This is a genomic window from Gottfriedia sp. ABJ_BB2_2 (assembly GCF_055484705.1).
Map to the genome: position 1 here is coordinate 131,839 of NZ_JBVFKR010000001.1, position 15,291 is coordinate 147,129.

21 protein-coding genes are annotated in these 15,291 nt (G+C 32.4%); 14 read left to right on the forward strand and 7 right to left on the reverse strand.

Features of this window, described 5'->3' with window-relative positions; translation table 11 throughout:
• Nucleotides 1-211: 211 nt before the first annotated feature.
• The 4 genes from ACX6U0_RS00805 (at nucleotide 212) to ACX6U0_RS00820 (ending at nucleotide 2,586) form a co-directional block, all read left to right on the forward strand.
• The gene (locus ACX6U0_RS00805; protein WP_464958110.1) at nucleotides 212-379 is read left to right on the forward strand and encodes a hypothetical protein; all 168 of its coding nucleotides are present in this window, start codon (nucleotides 212-214) and stop codon (nucleotides 377-379) included.
• Nucleotides 380-568: 189 nt separating this feature from the next.
• Entirely contained in the window at nucleotides 569-964 is a 396-nt protein-coding gene (locus ACX6U0_RS00810) for a VOC family protein (RefSeq protein ID WP_464958111.1), read from the forward strand.
• A 256-nt stretch (nucleotides 965-1,220) separates the two neighbouring features.
• Nucleotides 1,221-1,829, forward strand: a complete 609-nt coding sequence (locus tag ACX6U0_RS00815) for a barstar family protein (RefSeq protein ID WP_464958112.1) — start codon at nucleotides 1,221-1,223, stop codon at nucleotides 1,827-1,829.
• Between the two features lie 298 nt (nucleotides 1,830-2,127).
• The gene (locus tag ACX6U0_RS00820; protein ID WP_464958113.1) at nucleotides 2,128-2,586 is read left to right on the forward strand and encodes a GNAT family N-acetyltransferase; all 459 of its coding nucleotides are present in this window, start codon (nucleotides 2,128-2,130) and stop codon (nucleotides 2,584-2,586) included.
• Between the two features lie 196 nt (nucleotides 2,587-2,782).
• On the opposite strand, the gene ACX6U0_RS00825 is transcribed toward ACX6U0_RS00820, so the two are convergent.
• Nucleotides 2,783-3,175, reverse strand: a complete 393-nt coding sequence (locus tag ACX6U0_RS00825) for a DUF1259 domain-containing protein (protein ID WP_464958857.1) — start codon at nucleotides 3,173-3,175, stop codon at nucleotides 2,783-2,785.
• Between the two features lie 391 nt (nucleotides 3,176-3,566).
• Nucleotides 3,567-4,175 carry a trimeric intracellular cation channel family protein gene (locus tag ACX6U0_RS00830; protein ID WP_464958114.1) on the reverse strand — a complete coding sequence of 203 codons (609 nt, stop codon included), beginning with the start codon at nucleotides 4,173-4,175 and terminating at the stop codon, nucleotides 3,567-3,569.
• Between the two features lie 339 nt (nucleotides 4,176-4,514).
• Between ACX6U0_RS00830 and ACX6U0_RS00835 the strand changes: the two genes are divergently transcribed.
• The 3 genes from ACX6U0_RS00835 to ACX6U0_RS00845 all read left to right on the forward strand — a co-directional run bounded on the left by ACX6U0_RS00835 (nucleotide 4,515) and on the right by ACX6U0_RS00845 (nucleotide 6,538).
• Entirely contained in the window at nucleotides 4,515-4,859 is a 345-nt protein-coding gene (locus ACX6U0_RS00835) for a Na-translocating system protein MpsC family protein (protein WP_464958115.1), read from the forward strand.
• Between the two features lie 304 nt (nucleotides 4,860-5,163).
• Nucleotides 5,164-5,499, forward strand: coding sequence for an ArsR/SmtB family transcription factor (locus ACX6U0_RS00840; RefSeq protein ID WP_464958116.1), 336 nt, complete (start codon nucleotides 5,164-5,166; stop codon nucleotides 5,497-5,499).
• A 40-nt stretch (nucleotides 5,500-5,539) separates the two neighbouring features.
• Nucleotides 5,540-6,538, forward strand: coding sequence for an NADP-dependent oxidoreductase (locus ACX6U0_RS00845; RefSeq protein WP_464958117.1), 999 nt, complete (start codon nucleotides 5,540-5,542; stop codon nucleotides 6,536-6,538).
• Nucleotides 6,539-6,671: 133 nt separating this feature from the next.
• Here the strand turns inward: ACX6U0_RS00845 and ACX6U0_RS00850 are convergent, their stop codons facing one another.
• Both ACX6U0_RS00850 and ACX6U0_RS00855 read right to left on the reverse strand, forming a co-directional pair.
• A complete protein-coding gene (locus ACX6U0_RS00850; RefSeq protein WP_464958118.1) occupies nucleotides 6,672-7,088 on the reverse strand; it encodes an SRPBCC family protein in 417 nt (138 codons plus the stop codon).
• Between the two features lie 42 nt (nucleotides 7,089-7,130).
• Entirely contained in the window at nucleotides 7,131-8,147 is a 1,017-nt protein-coding gene (locus ACX6U0_RS00855; RefSeq protein WP_464958119.1) for an aldo/keto reductase, read from the reverse strand.
• Nucleotides 8,148-8,606: 459 nt separating this feature from the next.
• On the opposite strand from ACX6U0_RS00855, the gene ACX6U0_RS00860 reads away from it, so the two are divergent.
• Together ACX6U0_RS00860 and ACX6U0_RS00865 are read left to right on the forward strand one after the other, a co-directional pair.
• Entirely contained in the window at nucleotides 8,607-8,777 is a 171-nt protein-coding gene (locus ACX6U0_RS00860) for a hypothetical protein (RefSeq protein ID WP_464958120.1), read from the forward strand.
• A gap of 260 nt (nucleotides 8,778-9,037) precedes the next feature.
• A complete protein-coding gene (locus tag ACX6U0_RS00865) occupies nucleotides 9,038-9,883 on the forward strand; it encodes a protein-glutamine gamma-glutamyltransferase (RefSeq protein ID WP_464958121.1) in 846 nt (281 codons plus the stop codon).
• A gap of 175 nt (nucleotides 9,884-10,058) precedes the next feature.
• Here ACX6U0_RS00865 and ACX6U0_RS00870 read toward each other — a convergent pair whose 3' ends face one another.
• The 3 genes from ACX6U0_RS00870 to ACX6U0_RS00880 form a co-directional block, all read right to left on the reverse strand.
• A complete protein-coding gene (locus ACX6U0_RS00870; RefSeq protein ID WP_464958122.1) occupies nucleotides 10,059-10,427 on the reverse strand; it encodes a spore germination protein in 369 nt (122 codons plus the stop codon).
• Nucleotides 10,405-11,523 carry a spore germination protein gene (locus ACX6U0_RS00875; RefSeq protein WP_464958123.1) on the reverse strand — a complete coding sequence of 373 codons (1,119 nt, stop codon included), beginning with the start codon at nucleotides 11,521-11,523 and terminating at the stop codon, nucleotides 10,405-10,407. The genes ACX6U0_RS00870 and ACX6U0_RS00875 overlap by 23 nt, the downstream gene beginning before the upstream one ends.
• Nucleotides 11,524-11,769: 246 nt before the next feature.
• Nucleotides 11,770-12,612 (reverse strand): hypothetical protein, encoded by an 843-nt coding sequence (locus ACX6U0_RS00880; protein ID WP_464958124.1) that lies wholly within the window; start codon nucleotides 12,610-12,612, stop codon nucleotides 11,770-11,772.
• 221 nt (nucleotides 12,613-12,833) lie between these two features.
• On the opposite strand from ACX6U0_RS00880, the gene ACX6U0_RS00885 reads away from it, so the two are divergent.
• The 5 genes from ACX6U0_RS00885 to ACX6U0_RS00905 all read left to right on the forward strand — a co-directional run bounded on the left by ACX6U0_RS00885 (nucleotide 12,834) and on the right by ACX6U0_RS00905 (nucleotide 15,256).
• Complete coding sequence (locus ACX6U0_RS00885; protein ID WP_464958125.1) at nucleotides 12,834-13,505, forward strand: Crp/Fnr family transcriptional regulator; 672 nt, start codon at nucleotides 12,834-12,836, stop codon at nucleotides 13,503-13,505.
• 91 nt (nucleotides 13,506-13,596) lie between these two features.
• Complete coding sequence (locus ACX6U0_RS00890; RefSeq protein ID WP_464958126.1) at nucleotides 13,597-13,737, forward strand: hypothetical protein; 141 nt, start codon at nucleotides 13,597-13,599, stop codon at nucleotides 13,735-13,737.
• 41 nt (nucleotides 13,738-13,778) lie between these two features.
• Nucleotides 13,779-13,925 carry a carboxymuconolactone decarboxylase family protein gene (locus tag ACX6U0_RS00895; RefSeq protein ID WP_464958858.1) on the forward strand — a complete coding sequence of 49 codons (147 nt, stop codon included), beginning with the start codon at nucleotides 13,779-13,781 and terminating at the stop codon, nucleotides 13,923-13,925.
• Between the two features lie 403 nt (nucleotides 13,926-14,328).
• Nucleotides 14,329-14,724, forward strand: a complete 396-nt coding sequence (spxA, locus tag ACX6U0_RS00900) for a transcriptional regulator SpxA (RefSeq protein ID WP_464958127.1) — start codon at nucleotides 14,329-14,331, stop codon at nucleotides 14,722-14,724.
• 118 nt (nucleotides 14,725-14,842) lie between these two features.
• Nucleotides 14,843-15,256 (forward strand): RrF2 family transcriptional regulator, encoded by a 414-nt coding sequence (locus tag ACX6U0_RS00905; protein ID WP_464958128.1) that lies wholly within the window; start codon nucleotides 14,843-14,845, stop codon nucleotides 15,254-15,256.
• The last annotated feature ends 35 nt before the right edge of the window (nucleotides 15,257-15,291 follow it).

Consider the following 15,291-nt stretch of genomic DNA (forward strand, 5'->3'; position numbering starts at 1 on the left):
AAACAAGGAGGGGCTATTTTGATGTAGTCCTTTTTCTTTTACAGGAAATTAAATGTTGGTGAATGGTTTTCCGGAATAGTTCAAAAAAATACTTAAATCATTAACCGAATGGCAATATGGTTCAATAAGTAAAGGACTTTCTGGAATTAAATGGAATATAATACAGGTAATATTATCAACATATATCATACTAAGAGGGGATGAATTAGACGTGATATGGATTGCTGGAAGTATTTTTACTATGATTGCATTTGGTTTTTTTATGGAAAAGAAATTTGGAACCGGTGCACCAAATAAAAGTGATAATCAAACAGTGAGTGAAGAAATTGGGAGAGATACGACAAATCCCAATAATTCGAATAATTTTGGACCGTATTAAACAGTACGATTTCACCACAATTACTACACTTATACTTAGGTAACTAGCAGGGGTCAGTTAAAAAGTGCTACTTTTGGGGCTGCTTCAGCAGTATATTTAAAAGTAAAATTGAATTAATCTTTATTATAGATATAATAAGAATAAGGGTTTTATTGGAAAATTCTGATTTCATAAAGATAGGAGGAAATTATGGGAAGACTAATTCATTTTGAAATTCATGTAAGTGACATGGAAAGAGCTAAGAATTTTTATGGAGAAGTTTTCGGATGGTCATTTCAAGATTGGAGTGATTATGCGGGTATGCCGTACTTTGGTGCAGTTACTGGAGATGAAAAAGAACTTGGGATTAATGGTGCTTTAGTACAGCGAAAAGGTAATGCTCCTGAACAAAGTCAAGCTTTAAATGGATATGCTTGTACAATGGGAGTAGAGAATTATGATGGAACAGAAGCTAAAATTATTGCAAACGGAGGTAAGGTTGCAATGCCAAAATATGCACTTCCTGGTATGGCATGGCAAGGTTACTTTATTGATACAGAAGGTAATATTTTTGGTATACACCAACCAGACGTGAATGCGAAATAATACATAAAAAGAGAAATTATTTCTCTTTTTATGTATTGTATAGATGCTAGCCACTAATGCTTCATTTATTAGTGGTTTTTATTATGACTTTTTGTGATACATGATAACTCGCTTGGTTGTTAGATAGCCTTTTTATTTTTAATTGGGCGTATTGGAATATATCCGCACAAATAACTGGGTAAATATGGTAAAATTCAGTTTGTATAGTTCTAAATTTCGATTAATAAAATTATTGAGCATTAGAGAGGGGGTATTTATGAAAAAAATATTTCTGGCTATTATTATTGCTATATTTCTAATTAATTTTGTCCAATTTTTAATATATCCTTTATATGTAGATTGGTTTACTTACTTTAGTAATTCATTCACGTACTTTTTTGCTTACGTGATTATTGGGATACCAATAACTCTTTTGATCGATTACATTGTAAAAAAAATATATTTAAAAAATCTTTTCTATGAGTATTTAACACAATTACTTTTATTCTCAATTCCTATAATTTTTATTCCTAGACTAACTGAATTCGTTTATTTGTATTTTCATTTGCTTTTCTTTTTTAGAAGGATAGAAGTTGAATCAGATAATCAAATTATTGTAACCATTGATGTGTCCTCAATCCAATCGAACAAAGAATTGCATAACATACTAAAAGAGAAACTAAAATTTCCTGAAGGGTATGATGCAAACTGGGACGCTTTTTGGGAGACCATTACGGGTTCAGTTGAGTTACCAAACCAAATCCAATTTATTGGTTGGACAGAACTAGAGAAAAAACTACCAGAGGACTCTAAAATTATAAAAGACTATCTTTTCGAACATAACCAGGAATTCCCCGACTGGAAATGTAATTTATTATTCAACTAATGAGCAATAGAGGAGCTAATAGTAGAAACTTCTTGTGAAAGTTTGTACTTAACCATAAAGGGAACTCGGCTTATAATCTATTAAATTTTAATAGACCATAGACATTCTTTTGTTATTTACATAAGATGTAAGTTTTATCTTTTACAAATATCTTTTTTACTTAATGAACTAACGAACGCGTTTTTTGAAGTTCAAAAGCATCTTAATGTAACTTTTTAATTGAAGTGACTGGCTATATAGTTTAATAAGAAAATAAAGTAAAGTAAAGTAACAATTAGATGATGGTAGGAGTTGTAAAATGATTATAGAATTTAAGCAAATCAATAGGACAAATTATCAAGATTGTATCGACCTTCGTGTAAATGATGAACAAAGTGACTTTGTTGCCCCAAATATTTTTTCATTAGTACAGGCTGCATATGAACCAAATTTATATCCTTTAGGTGTTTATTTAAATGGAAAAATGGTTGGTTTTATTTTATATGATTATGATGATAGCCTTAACGGTTGGTCAATGAGTAGATATATGATAGATGTAAAATATCAAAACAATGGTATTGGAAAAAAGGTTTTAGAAAAGTTCTTAGAATTTTTTGTTAACAAATATGGGCATATAACTCTTTATACAAGTTGTGAGGTAGGTAATCTTGCTGCAATTAATTTATATGAAAAATTCGGATTCGAAAAAAGAGAAGTCTTTGAATATGAGCATCATGGTAAAAAGTATAGAGAGTTTAGAATGTTTGCTATACTTTAACAATAATATCATTAGAAAAAGGTGATCCGTTCATTTCAATTAATATAAACTTTTATTCCACTAACGAGCAGACTAGTTTAATAAGTAAATTTAAAAATCAATCCAGAGTGAAACCAATAAAGAGCAACAATTATTAGTGGCTCTTTATTAACTTTCACATCATTTATATTTTTTTAGTGGACATAGGAACAGTTAACTATTTGTTTTTTAGTGCTTTTCTGACTTTTCTTGCAAAAACCAATGGATCATCAACAGCCTCTATATTAACGTAAATCAAGTTAGGGTTATCAAATAGCCACTCATTGTGTATGGAAGAAACAACTATTCCTTGTTTAACAATTAAAGCAACAAAATGCTCAACTTCATTTTGTAAGAGTGCAACTCTACCTAAGCACAAGGCTTGTTTCGTCTGATTATCTTTCGATTCAAATGAGAAAGAAGAGGTTACTCTAAATCGCTTTCCTAAAATGATTGCTGGTATTTCATTTCGATTTATTGTTGCCACGCATTTCCCCCCAGCAAATCCCTCTTGGCCACCGATAATTCTAGCAAACTCTTTACAAATCAATTCATCATTAGTCAAAACTATTCATCTCCTCCCAAGTGTTATTAGGATATGAATAAATGATAAAAAAGTGAGTTTTAAATCGCTTATGACACTAAAAATAGTTATTCCTAAAGGGTTTTACTTTATTGAACTAACGAACAGAACAAATCAGTTGATTAAGAAATGTTAAACTATATTGATAGCATGTTCGTTCGTCATTGGGATGGCTATTGTTTCTATCATTTTCGTGAGTCGCATAAACAGATATTCCAAAAGAAATTTTAGATATTTCGGTTATGTGTGACTAATAGGGTATTTATATCTTTCATTTTTTTAAAATTAAGTAGTCAATTTTTATTGGTCACTTTTAATTTGTTCAATTTCATATTACGCAGCTATGTTACATAACAGAAATAAACAAATAAATATCAGTTTAACTATTTTTTTTAGGATGACAAGGTAGGTGCAGCCGCCATTGATAATGGATAGCGGACATGCGTAAAGCTATAACAACTAGAACAATCATAGTCAATTGAAGAGGAGTGTTCCAGCCCAACCATATACATATTGCACATAGAATCGTTAAAATAGCATGGATTTCTTCTTTTAAAGCAAGTGGTTTTTTAGCAGCTATAATGTCGCGAATCAAGCCTCCTCCAACTCCTGTAAACAACGATGCCAAAATCATCACACCTAAATCATCTGAGAAACTTTCTTTGGCGGACATTGCTCCTTGGAGAGCGAAGGAAGAAAGGCCAATTGAATCAAAAAATAAACTCCAGCGTTTCCAATGATTGATCCACTTTTGCGGTAATAAAACGATGATTGTCAGTGTCATTAAAACAGTTAAAATAATGGATTGGACCCATAATTCTGATACAGGAACACCGATAATATAATTTCGGACCATTGCTCCCCCGAAGGCTGTGGTTAATCCCAAAGCGTACACCCCAATGAAAGAAAATTCTGCTTCAAGAGCAACAAATGCTCCGCTTGCTGCATAAGTAATAATCCCGATAAAATGTAAAACTATCCAAGACATATTTTTACAATCCCCCCCTAAAATAATAAGTACCTATTTGAGCAAAACACAAGACCGTCGAAATACTTCATTTCACACAAAAAACTCCACCAGAAGAAATCATCTTTGAGATGATTTCTTGCGGTGGAGTAATCAATTAGCAATTCCTACTAATGAATCATTCCATTGGGAATAATAAATAAAGATCTAACAAAAATCAAAATTATTTTATTAGAATTCCATTCATAAAATTTGATATATTGTGTTTTACAGACATAATTATACTCTTCGCATCAAAAAAAACAAGATAAAATTAAGAACTTGTTTTTATTATAGAATAGAATCATTGGAGGAAGTATTATGGGGAAAAAGGAAACAGCTTTTAATGATATTGTACGGAAAATGCGGAAAGAAATTTTTGGAAAGGGACCAGAGAGAATATTTACTCATTTTGTAGAGAATATGGCTGTAACGACCATGAGTGGTATTCTAACTCCTACGGAAAAATTCATTTCACAATCACAGGAAGGAAAAAAAGTAATTCATAGTGCTAGAACGGAAATGATTAGAGATGTGTATAAGCAAGATGTGCCAAAAGGAATGGAGGAGCTAGTCGGTTCAAAGTTGCTTCATTTATTTTCGGATGCAAAGATAGAAGAGGATATGGCTGTAACCGTATTTATCTTTGAGAAACGGATTGAATAATTAACCTGTAACTAACGCTCAAATTTAGTTGATGTACAAAATGTGCTGCTTTTAGCAGCCTTTTTTATTGCTCTAAATGGTAGTGTAGTTGAGTAGTGGGTTTAATACTTTGATCACTGTTTAATAATAAGCACTATTTTAAATAACTGAAAATTATAAGTTAATGATGCCTCCTCTAAAAGTTGTATTCGTCTCGATTTGCTTTCTCAATATTGCACCCATCTATACTATCGTATATTGTTGTATTCAGTGATATGGTTCATCAACTTAAACCATTAAACTGATTAATGGAGGTATTCACTGAATGAATAAACAGGACCAATTAAAATTGATCAAAGAGGATTTTATAAAATGTCAAAAAGTACTATTGGCAATTGGTGATGAAACACGTCAATCAATTCTGTTTGTTCTAATGGGGACGGATTGTCAAACAGGATTACGTGTCGGTGAAATCACCCAGCAAACACATCTTTCTCGACCGGCTGTGTCCCATCATCTTAAGGTGTTACGAGAAGCAGGTGTAATTTTGATGCGTAAAGAAGGTACAAAAAACTTTTATTATATTAATGTACGAACAGAATTAGGTTTATTAAGAAACCTTGTGTTGGATATTGAAAAGTTCATGCAGAATTTTTATTAAATGATGGAAATTAAAAAGAAATTAGTAGGAGGTATAGGCTATGAGAGCAATGGTTATTGATAGGTATGGAAAAGTTCCAATGAGGTTGGCAGAAATGCCTACACCTGAAATTGGTGAATATGAGGTACTCGCAGAGATTCATGCTGCTAGTATTAATCCTATAGATTTTAAGATTCGCGATGGGAAAGTGAAATTGTTAATTAAATATAAAATGCCTCTTATCTTAGGGAATGATTTTTCTGGAGTCGTTGCAAAGGTTGGCGCAAAAGTGACTCGTTTTAAAGTTGGTGACGAAATATATGCACGTCCACGTAAGAGTAAAATCGGGACTTTTGCTGAATATATCGCTATTCATGAAGATGACATCGCCTTAAAGCCTAGAAATTTAAGCTTTGAGGAAGCGGCATCAATCCCACTGGTTGGGTTAACCTCCTATCAAGCTCTAACAGACATTTTACAATTACAAAAGGGACAAAAGATCTTAATTCAAGCTGGGGCCGGCGGTGTTGGTACTTTTGCTATTCAATTGGCTAAATTAATGGGGGCCACTGTTGCAACGACTGCCAGTAAAGCAGGTGAAAATTTAGTAAAATCACTCGGTGCAGATGAAATGATAAATTACAAGACAGAAAAATTTGAAGAGATACTGAAAAACTACGATGCAGTATTTGATACTCTTGGGGGCAAGACACTCGAAAAATCATTTAAAGTGGTAAAAAGAGGGGGAAAAATTGTTTCCGTTTCGGGATTACCAAATGCTCGATTCGGGAAAGAATATGGTTCTGGATATTTTAAAACGTTTTTATTTTCAGCAGTAAGTTATAAACTTACCTCACTTGAAAAAAAGCATAATGTTCTATATACATTTTTATTTATGAAGCCTAGTGGGGAACAATTACGTATAATCGCAGACTTTATTGAGACTGGTAAAATAAAACCTATAATTGATAAGGTTTTTCCATTTGAAAATGCTCAAGAAGCGATGGAATATGCAGAGTCTGGTAGAGCAAAAGGGAAAATCATATTAAAAATTAAATAGGTATGAAAAGAAAAAATACAAGGTGTTGAGTTATAAAATGCTCCTTGGAAAAATCATTAGTAGAAACCTAATATAAAAAACAAAGGGAAAAGAATTCCCCTTTGTTTTTTTAATATTTTATAAACTTTAATACTTATGCATTAAAAGCTTTTTTTAGTGCTTCCAATCCATCTTTATAGATATCATGGAATAAATTGATGACCTCTTCATCACTTACACCCACAGGTGTAAAACTACCTGACCATTCAACAATCGATTTATTATTATCCGAATGTTCAAGAACTTGTATTGTTGATAGATAGTTTGTAGCAGGGAAGGGTGCTTTCATAATTGAGTACGTATAAAAACGATCTTTTTCATTGAATGCTTCTAGACGTTCAATGATTACATCCCCATCTGGGTTTGCTAAACTACGAACACGACCACCTTCACTTAGTTCACTAGTTGGGATATATGGTAACCAATCTGGTAATGCATTAAATCCACCAATTAAATTCCAAACTTGTGTTGTTGAAGCAGGGATTTCCATCGTAACTTTTGTATTTGCCATTATAATCACTCCTGTTGTAGTTTATTTATGTGTCAATTAATTTTATTTAACATCAATTGGTAGTGGGGCATTTTCAGCCACTAATTTTTGTTCGCGCATCTCATGCCAGAACGAAGCTGGGATTATTTCATTTAAAGCAGCTTTGTCTTCAGCGATACGTTCTGGTTTACTTGCACCTGGAATTACTGATGCAACCGCTGGGTTAGCTAAAGAGAATTGAAGAGCTGCAGCTTTGACACTAATTCCATGTTGTTGTGCAATGCCTTTAATTTTCTCAACCTTCTCGATAATTTCAGGTGATGCTTTTTGATATTCGAAATGAGTTCCACCAGCTAAAATACCAGAGCTATAAGGTCCACCAACGATAATATCAACATTTTGTTTAGCAGCTTCTGGCATTAACCGTTGAAGTGCACGATCATGATCAAGAAGTGTGTAACGTCCAGCTAATAAACTAACATCAGGTTTGTGTTCACCTAATTCTAATGCGATTTCGATTGGTTCTACTTTATTTACGCCAAGTCCCCAAGCTTTAATAACTCCTTCATCACGTAATTGAGAAAGGACACGGAATGCACCAGTACGAGCAATTTCAAACTGGGCTAACCAGTCGTCACCATAAAAGTCTTGTGCAATATCATGAACATAGACAATGTCTAAACGATCAGTTTTCAAACGATTTAAACTATCTTCGATTGAACGTAATGTTGCGTCAGCACTATAATCGTTCACCATCTTATTCTTACGTCCGAATTCAAAAAGACCGCCTTTTTCTCCTAAGTCACGAGTAGAAGGATCTTCTAGTTCATCAAGAATTAAACGACCAACTTTCGTACTTAGTAAAAATTCGTTACGATTGTATTTTGATAAGGCTTCTCCTAAACGAATTTCAGCAAGACCAGCACCATAAAATGGAGCAGAGTCAAAGTAACGTATTCCACTATTCCATGCAGCATCAACCGTTGCGATTGCTTCTTCTTCTGGGATGTTACGGAACATATTTCCTAATGGAGCAGTACCAAAACCTAATTTTCCTTGAAACAAGTTTTTCTCTTTCATGAAAATCCTCCTATATATACTTGTCTTCGTGAATAACATGAAGATAAGTAATTATTTTTTTAAAGAAAAGAGCCAACACTTATAAATTGTAGTTTTAGAAGTAATCTCTTCTCTACAATTGCTATTATTAAATAAAGTAAATATAAAAAAAAGAACGCACTTTTTAGTACGATAGAAACCTTTTTGAATCTGAGGCACCTATTGGTAACATAAGAACCAAACATATATAAATGTAAAAATAAAGAGGTAAAATATAATTTAAAGTTGGTTGGACGTATTTTCTTAAAAAAATCGCATTATTTTTCTTTTATTATTTTTATAAATGAACCGTAGATGTTCTAATCGATAACATAGATTTCAGACAGAAGTGGTTGGGCTATAAGAAAACCTCAATTAAGAATGGAAAACATAATAAATTCATCGTAAAAATCCAATACTAATAAAAAAGAGGTGAATTTGATGGGAAAATGGAATGAACAAGCTGCACCGAATAATAATTTATCGTCTAATACAATCAGGTCATCTGAACTTCTTTTAGGTAAGAAAACAGAGCATGAATTTTCAGAAGAGTTATCTGACGGTGGAGAAAGAGATAAAAATATTCAGATACTTAAAAACAGTACTAAATAAAAACTACTATAACAACAACGGTGACGATTAAAAAATCGATCGTCAATCTTCACTATTGCTCATTTCCATGGTTACTACCAATCCTAAATGTGATATTTGTAAGAGAATGGACTACTAAATTGTAGTCTTTTTTAGTTATCAGTTTTTGGGGACTTAATTTGAATGGTCCCACTCTCCATATGATAATACACTTCAAAACGATCTTTGAATATGATGTGTATAAATGAAAATTAAAATTAGATGTTGAAAAGAGGTATATTATGAATCATTTATTGGAGATGCCCATTCAACTAAGTGATAAAGGGCCGTCTGACGGTATTATAAGAACGATCATTCAACGGATGTATGATGATCCAACGGTAAATGCATATCGATCAATTTATGAGTTTGAAGGTATGTTGCGAAATAATATTATTTTAAGTGCAAGAGCTATGTATCTAAGTAGAGTGAGGTTTGAAGTATTTGCAAGATCTCGATGTAATCCAAGGTACTGGCATTTAATGAGAAACGGGGGTTTCCTATTGAGAGAAGGTGTAAGACCTTCTGATGCGATTAAGGATATTTACTTTAACAGTCCATATTATGCGTTTGAATGTGCAACAGGAATGGTTATTATCATTTACAATGCGGTCCTAAACCTTATAGGCGAAAACTTATTTAATCAAATATTTCAAAATATCTATTTATACGGGTGGCATGCTGATCCTGACCTCGGTATAAATTCACAATATGTACGTTTTCTTCCAGGAGATATCGTATATTTTAATAATCCGGATTTTAATCCGTTAACCCCTGAGTGGCGAGGAGAAAATGCGGTTGTTTTAGGTGATGGTACGTATTTTGGACATGGATTAGGAATATTAACAGCTGAACAAATAATATATGTCCTAAATAAAATGAGAAGGCCAAGAGCATATCGTTCGGCATACCTGACTAATTTAGTAACAAGACCGAATTTTAATCAATTGGCGGAATTATCGAATTGGCAACGAGATGATTCGAATAATAAGTATAAGAGTATAAACATCCACCATAACGAAAATTCTATTTCTTTTGATCAATATAAGGATTTGTTAAATAATAGTGTTTTAAAATACATGACATAGAAGTGTCTTTTAGATAAATAATTTCTTTACTGAGTTTAATATTTTAAACAAAAAATTCTTTCTTACGAGAAGGTCTGTTGTTTTTCTTATTCAACGAACGACCGGGTTAGTTAGTTGAACATGAATAGCAGCCATTGACTACTAATAATCCAGCAAATCTTTTGGAATTGCTGGATTATTTTTCATCATTATCATGAGGATATGTGTGCTTACTATTTATTAGTTTGTTTAAATTTCCACGATAGAATACATCTTTGAATTCTTTGGGGTTAAATGGAATGATAGGTGCTAAATATGGTACACCTGCTGATCTTAAACGAGACATGTATATAATTAATACGATTAATCCTAAAAACATTGCTGAAACTCCTAATAAACTTCCAACTATGAAAAATATGTATCTCAATGAAAATGTTGCACTACCCATCCCACCAGACAGAAATAATAGTTGGGTTAAATAGGTAATTCCTATAATAATAAGACTAAGTGGGTGAATTAGTTTTGCTTCAACTGCAGTGCTACTAATAACAATCGTTCCGACCAAGGAAGAAAGAACTAGCATTTCTTTTGGGATTCGAACAGATGCTAATCCTAATTATGTATACAAGAAAAAGTATTAAAGAAACTTCAAGGAAGAAAGGCAATAGCGTCTCTCCATGACTGATATATTTTTCAGCAAACTTTTTCGGTACCCAATTCTCATGAAAGTGAATAATTGCTAGATATAACCCCGGTAACAGGGTAGTCATTAAAAAACTGCACAATAGAACCATTCGATTGGTTAATCTTCCTGCTTTCATATAATAATCATTTGGTATTTGTAAGTATTGAATAAATAAGTTGGGAAGAATGATTGCTTCCGGGGTGCCATTCATTATGACAACTACTTTCCCCTCATATAATGCCGAAACTGCTACATCAGGTAATTCAGTTGCATTTGTTAAAGAAAAGATTGTTTTTTTTCCTGATAATGCACTTTGAACTACAGCAGGTTCAAACACATATTCGATATTTAATGAGTCGATTCGTGAACGAACTTCATTTAATACAGTTTTATCTACTATTCCATTTAAATAGAGAATTGAAACGTCACTTTTAGTAAAACGGCCCACTTTCTTCATTTCCACGCATAAATTCTCTGATTGAATATAGCCCCTAATTAAATTGATATTCACTTTTAATTGTTCTGAAAAACCAATTGCAGGTCCTCTGGTCGAACTTTGCCTAATACTTGTTTCTACTGAACGCTGCTGCCACTGGGCAGTATCGACCATAATTCCACTATCATAACCCTCGATTAAAACAATTGATTTTCCACTAGAAATACCAACTAGACTCTCGTTAACAGATTGAAGAATCTGAATTGATTCTGAGTGAATATGACTGTGTGCTAAATTTTGAATTAAATTTTCTTTATCATTAATGCTTTGTATGTTAAGTAAAGGAGTAACAATACAATCTCGTATAATTTGCGAGTTTACGATGCCATCTATATAAACGATAGCTACCTCATGACGATGTGTTGAAACACCTATTCGAAGCGTTCGAATGACTAAATCCGAGGTATTGTGTAAACCTTCTTGAATTAATTGAATATTTTTATTCAGTTGTCTAGAAAAATCTGCTTTATTTTCTTGCATGACATGTTTCACCTCGAAAATACGAAATAGATATTGTTAGTATTTGCCAATATCTATTTTGCATTCAAACATACCTGTCATTATTTATATATTGAACAATGGTTATTCGTAAATGAAGTTGTGTAGTTAAGGCATGTGATAGTTCTATAAGATTAAACTGCTACTTCTATAAATACGTTTGTCTCTTAAACGCTCCAAGTAAGTTTCTTTGTTTGAGAAATGATTAGTGAACCAGTAATTAGACAATTAGTTAATGCTTGAAAGTAATGGATCAACATTAACTTTCCAAGGAGAAAGAGGTGACGTTCTCACCATCTTAAAAGAAAGTTTGGTTCTAATCCGACCTATATCTTTTATTATGAGAAAAACATCAACTGGGATTTCAGTTGCAAAAGAGTATGAATCTGACTCCTTTGATTTAGGCAAAGTCCACTGTATCGCTTCTATTTTTTCTATTTTCTTTAGTTCCTTTTTAATATCTTTTTGATTACTTATGGCAATATTTTTAAACAAACCTATATCTTCGTTTTTAATAGAAACGAATAAAACATTTAGCAATTGGGAAGGTGAAATGCTATTAATATATTCATCAATCCTCCCAGCAGCTTTAAGGATCATCACATAATGCGAAAAGTCTGCTCTACCTGTCCTATGTGTCGTGCTTCCTAAAAAATGAATGCAAAAGTGACCACCGAATCCGTTTTGAAGAGCACCCGCTCCGTGTGGCATTCCATGCATGGAAGCAGGGATTAGGCTGTCATGAGCTAAAATTAATACAGCTCTTCTTCGCCAACTCCATTTCCCATTGTATATTTCCTTCATTATCTTAGTATCTTCTCTTGTTAATGGTTGAACATCTGCATGCCTACTACCAGCTCTTCGTTGTACTTCAAAGCTTTTGCCAGTTTCCACATCGATTACAGTGAACTTCGAATATTTTGGAAGTAATTTGTTGACAGCTTCCCAATTCTGAATTTCTATTTGAAAGCTAATTGGAGAGAGAGCTGGTTCATCTGTTGTAGCGTAAGTAAATTCTGCAAAGAAAAATAATGAAAGAGAAAGGATTACAATAAAAAAAACTTTCTTCATAGCTTTATGTCAACTCCGATGTTTAGTAATTGAATACATCTATTGTGTGTTATTTTTTAGATAAAATAGCTATTAAAAAATTGGGAATATAAGGTATGCTTGATAATGAGGAAGGTGAAGAAACTTTTCATAATTAGGGCATTACACATACTTAGATATGTAACTTTGGCTGCTTTTTATATAAATAGGCTTTATTTCGTTTATGATAGGAGGTTATCTTTTTGAAAAAAGAGCAGATCGAAATGATTAATAGGAAATTTCCCATTTTCAGAGAAATACCAATACATGAATGGAAAGATAGCAGCGGGTTTTTAAGGACTCTACCTGTTCGTCAAATGATTGAGGAAGGATATATTTTTAAACATGTTTCTTTTGTTCTTAGCGGTTGTATTCGAATTTATAAAATAAGTCCATCAGGAAAAGAGTTAACACTGTATCGATTAAGAAGTGGTGATACTTGTGTTATCATGTTAGCAAGCGTTTTAGGTGAGACAGGATATGAAGCAATCGCCGAAATAGAAAATGAAACCGAGCTATTTGTTCTACCTGCGCAATTATTTAGAGAATGGACATATAGATATAAAGAAATAAATACATATATTCATCGTTTATTTATAAAAAGAATAACAACAGTTGCGAATCTTATTGAGGATATAACTTTTAGGCCATTAAATTCAAGGTTGGCAGACTTGTTACTCCAAAAATCAAGTAAAACATCCGACAATCTTCTTTATATTACTCATCTATCCCTCTCCATAGACTTAGGTACAGCAAGAGAAGTAGTCAGTAGAACATTAAAAGATTTTGAAAGAAATGGATGGATTAAACAAGAACGGGGTAAAATTTTTATCATTCAAAAGGAAAAATTACAAGAAATAGTTGAAGTAATGTGATAAAGTCACTGAAATCATTCTTACAAAATCCTAGAATAAAAAATGTAAATTGTTTCATATACAAAACATTTAATATCTAGGAGGTAATAAGATGACGTATTATAAGCCAGAAAATTTAAAGAAAATTCCACAGTTAGTAAAAAAATGCCCTGAAGCTGCAAACGCCTATTTTGAATTTGAGAAGACCGTCTTTGAGAAAGAGACTCTTCTTTTAAAAAAACGAAAGAGTTAATTGCTATTGTAGTAGCTCATGTTACTGTTTGCCCGTATTGTATTGATGTACACATAAACAAGTATAAAGCACTTGGAGGTACAATGGAGGAAGTTACAGAAGCTATTTTAGTAGCAGCATCTACTAGAGCAGGAGCAATTCTTGCCCATGGTGTAAACTCTTTGATCGCTTTCGAGGAAGGGAATTAAATGAATACACATTAGCTTTTGCGAAGAGACAATGACAAAGAGGGAATCGTTGGAGTTATAAGAAGACTTATATAAGTAACGAGTGCTTTAGTTGAATATCATACTTTGACAAAACTTAATGAAAGTAAGTCTCATTCATATTTATTGGAATGAGACTTTTCTTATTGTATATATTATCTTTTTATTTTGTATTACGTAGAGGAAGAAAAAACACTCCATGTTTATACTCAAAAAATATAGTTGACACTTTTAACTGTAAAGAATAAAATTACAGTATAGTTATTTGAATTGAGTATAGAAAATTAACTTAATTCGTTTAAATAAGATAATACATTTTTACTTTTTTTATGTTAACTGTAATTTTTTTTATTACATTTTTTAAATATAAGGAGTGGATAAAAGGATGGTAAATCTATATGTCACACCAAGCTGTACATCATGTCGCAAAGCAAAAGCATGGCTAGAGGAACATCATATTACTTATAGTATTAAAAATATTATGAATGAACCACTTACACTTGAAGAGATTAAATCTATTCTTCGCATGACAGAAACTGGAACTGAAGAGATTATTTCGAATAAATCAAAAACATATCAGGAATTAAATGTAAATATTGAATCGCTTCCACTTAATGAATTATATAAATTAATAATAAATAATCCCAAAATGTTACGCATGCCAATCATTCTAGACGAAAAAAGATTACAGGTTGGTTATAATGAAGATGAAATTCGTAGTTTTCTTCCTCGAAATCTAAGAACAATTTCATACAATAAATTACAAAAAGTAGCTAATTAATAATTTCATTGATAGTGGCATAATGTCAGTATTCTTGACAAATTAATCTGTAACACATAGTATTACAGTACAAATTATATAATCAAAGAATATAAAGAAAATTTTTAGGAGGCAGGCCATGAACAGTGATTTCACACTTGCCATTCATAGTTTAACTTATCTTGCGCTTCAGTCGGACCGGATGTCTACAAGTGATGCAATATCAGAGAGTGCCTGTGTCCATCCAGTACGTATTCGTAAAGTGCTTAGTTTGTTAAAAAAACATGGGTTTATAAAATCGAAAGAAGGAACTGGTGGCGGATTTATATTTGCCTTAGATTTAAAAGAAGTGAATCTATGGGATATTTATAAGATCACCTCTGAGGGGGCATTACAGCCTAAGTGTCCTGAATCAAATGAAAAATGTCTTGTAGGGGCAAATATGCAAAATGTTCTTTTTAATATTTTCCTAGGTGCAGAAGAACATCTTGGTGGATATTTAAAGCAATACACTATGAAGGACATTGTCGATCATATTAAATGTGAGAAGTGAGAAGCATAAAGTAAGGGCTTAGCCTTCTTTTAATC

What these genes read in the sequence shown, in the direction of transcription:
- ACX6U0_RS00890 (WP_464958126.1), top strand. Translation starts at nt 13,597, where the DNA reads ATGACGTATTATAAGCCAGAAAATTTAAAGAAAATTCCACAGTTAGTA.
- ACX6U0_RS00840 (WP_464958116.1), top strand. Translation starts at nt 5,164, where the DNA reads ATGAATAAACAGGACCAATTAAAATTGATCAAAGAGGATTTTATAAAA.
- ACX6U0_RS00875 (WP_464958123.1), bottom strand. Translation starts at nt 11,523, where the DNA reads ATGCAAGAAAATAAAGCAGATTTTTCTAGACAACTGAATAAAAATATT.
- ACX6U0_RS00810 (WP_464958111.1), top strand. Translation starts at nt 569, where the DNA reads ATGGGAAGACTAATTCATTTTGAAATTCATGTAAGTGACATGGAAAGA.
- ACX6U0_RS00860 (WP_464958120.1), top strand. Translation starts at nt 8,607, where the DNA reads ATGGGAAAATGGAATGAACAAGCTGCACCGAATAATAATTTATCGTCT.
- ACX6U0_RS00865 (WP_464958121.1), top strand. Translation starts at nt 9,038, where the DNA reads ATGAATCATTTATTGGAGATGCCCATTCAACTAAGTGATAAAGGGCCG.
- ACX6U0_RS00835 (WP_464958115.1), top strand. Translation starts at nt 4,515, where the DNA reads ATGGGGAAAAAGGAAACAGCTTTTAATGATATTGTACGGAAAATGCGG.
- ACX6U0_RS00880 (WP_464958124.1), bottom strand. Translation starts at nt 12,612, where the DNA reads ATGAAGAAAGTTTTTTTTATTGTAATCCTTTCTCTTTCATTATTTTTC.
- ACX6U0_RS00815 (WP_464958112.1), top strand. Translation starts at nt 1,221, where the DNA reads ATGAAAAAAATATTTCTGGCTATTATTATTGCTATATTTCTAATTAAT.
- ACX6U0_RS00855 (WP_464958119.1), bottom strand. Translation starts at nt 8,147, where the DNA reads ATGAAAGAGAAAAACTTGTTTCAAGGAAAATTAGGTTTTGGTACTGCT.
- ACX6U0_RS00830 (WP_464958114.1), bottom strand. Translation starts at nt 4,175, where the DNA reads ATGTCTTGGATAGTTTTACATTTTATCGGGATTATTACTTATGCAGCA.
- ACX6U0_RS00845 (WP_464958117.1), top strand. Translation starts at nt 5,540, where the DNA reads ATGAGAGCAATGGTTATTGATAGGTATGGAAAAGTTCCAATGAGGTTG.
- ACX6U0_RS00905 (WP_464958128.1), top strand. Translation starts at nt 14,843, where the DNA reads ATGAACAGTGATTTCACACTTGCCATTCATAGTTTAACTTATCTTGCG.
- ACX6U0_RS00850 (WP_464958118.1), bottom strand. Translation starts at nt 7,088, where the DNA reads ATGGCAAATACAAAAGTTACGATGGAAATCCCTGCTTCAACAACACAA.
- spxA (WP_464958127.1), top strand. Translation starts at nt 14,329, where the DNA reads ATGGTAAATCTATATGTCACACCAAGCTGTACATCATGTCGCAAAGCA.
- ACX6U0_RS00820 (WP_464958113.1), top strand. Translation starts at nt 2,128, where the DNA reads ATGATTATAGAATTTAAGCAAATCAATAGGACAAATTATCAAGATTGT.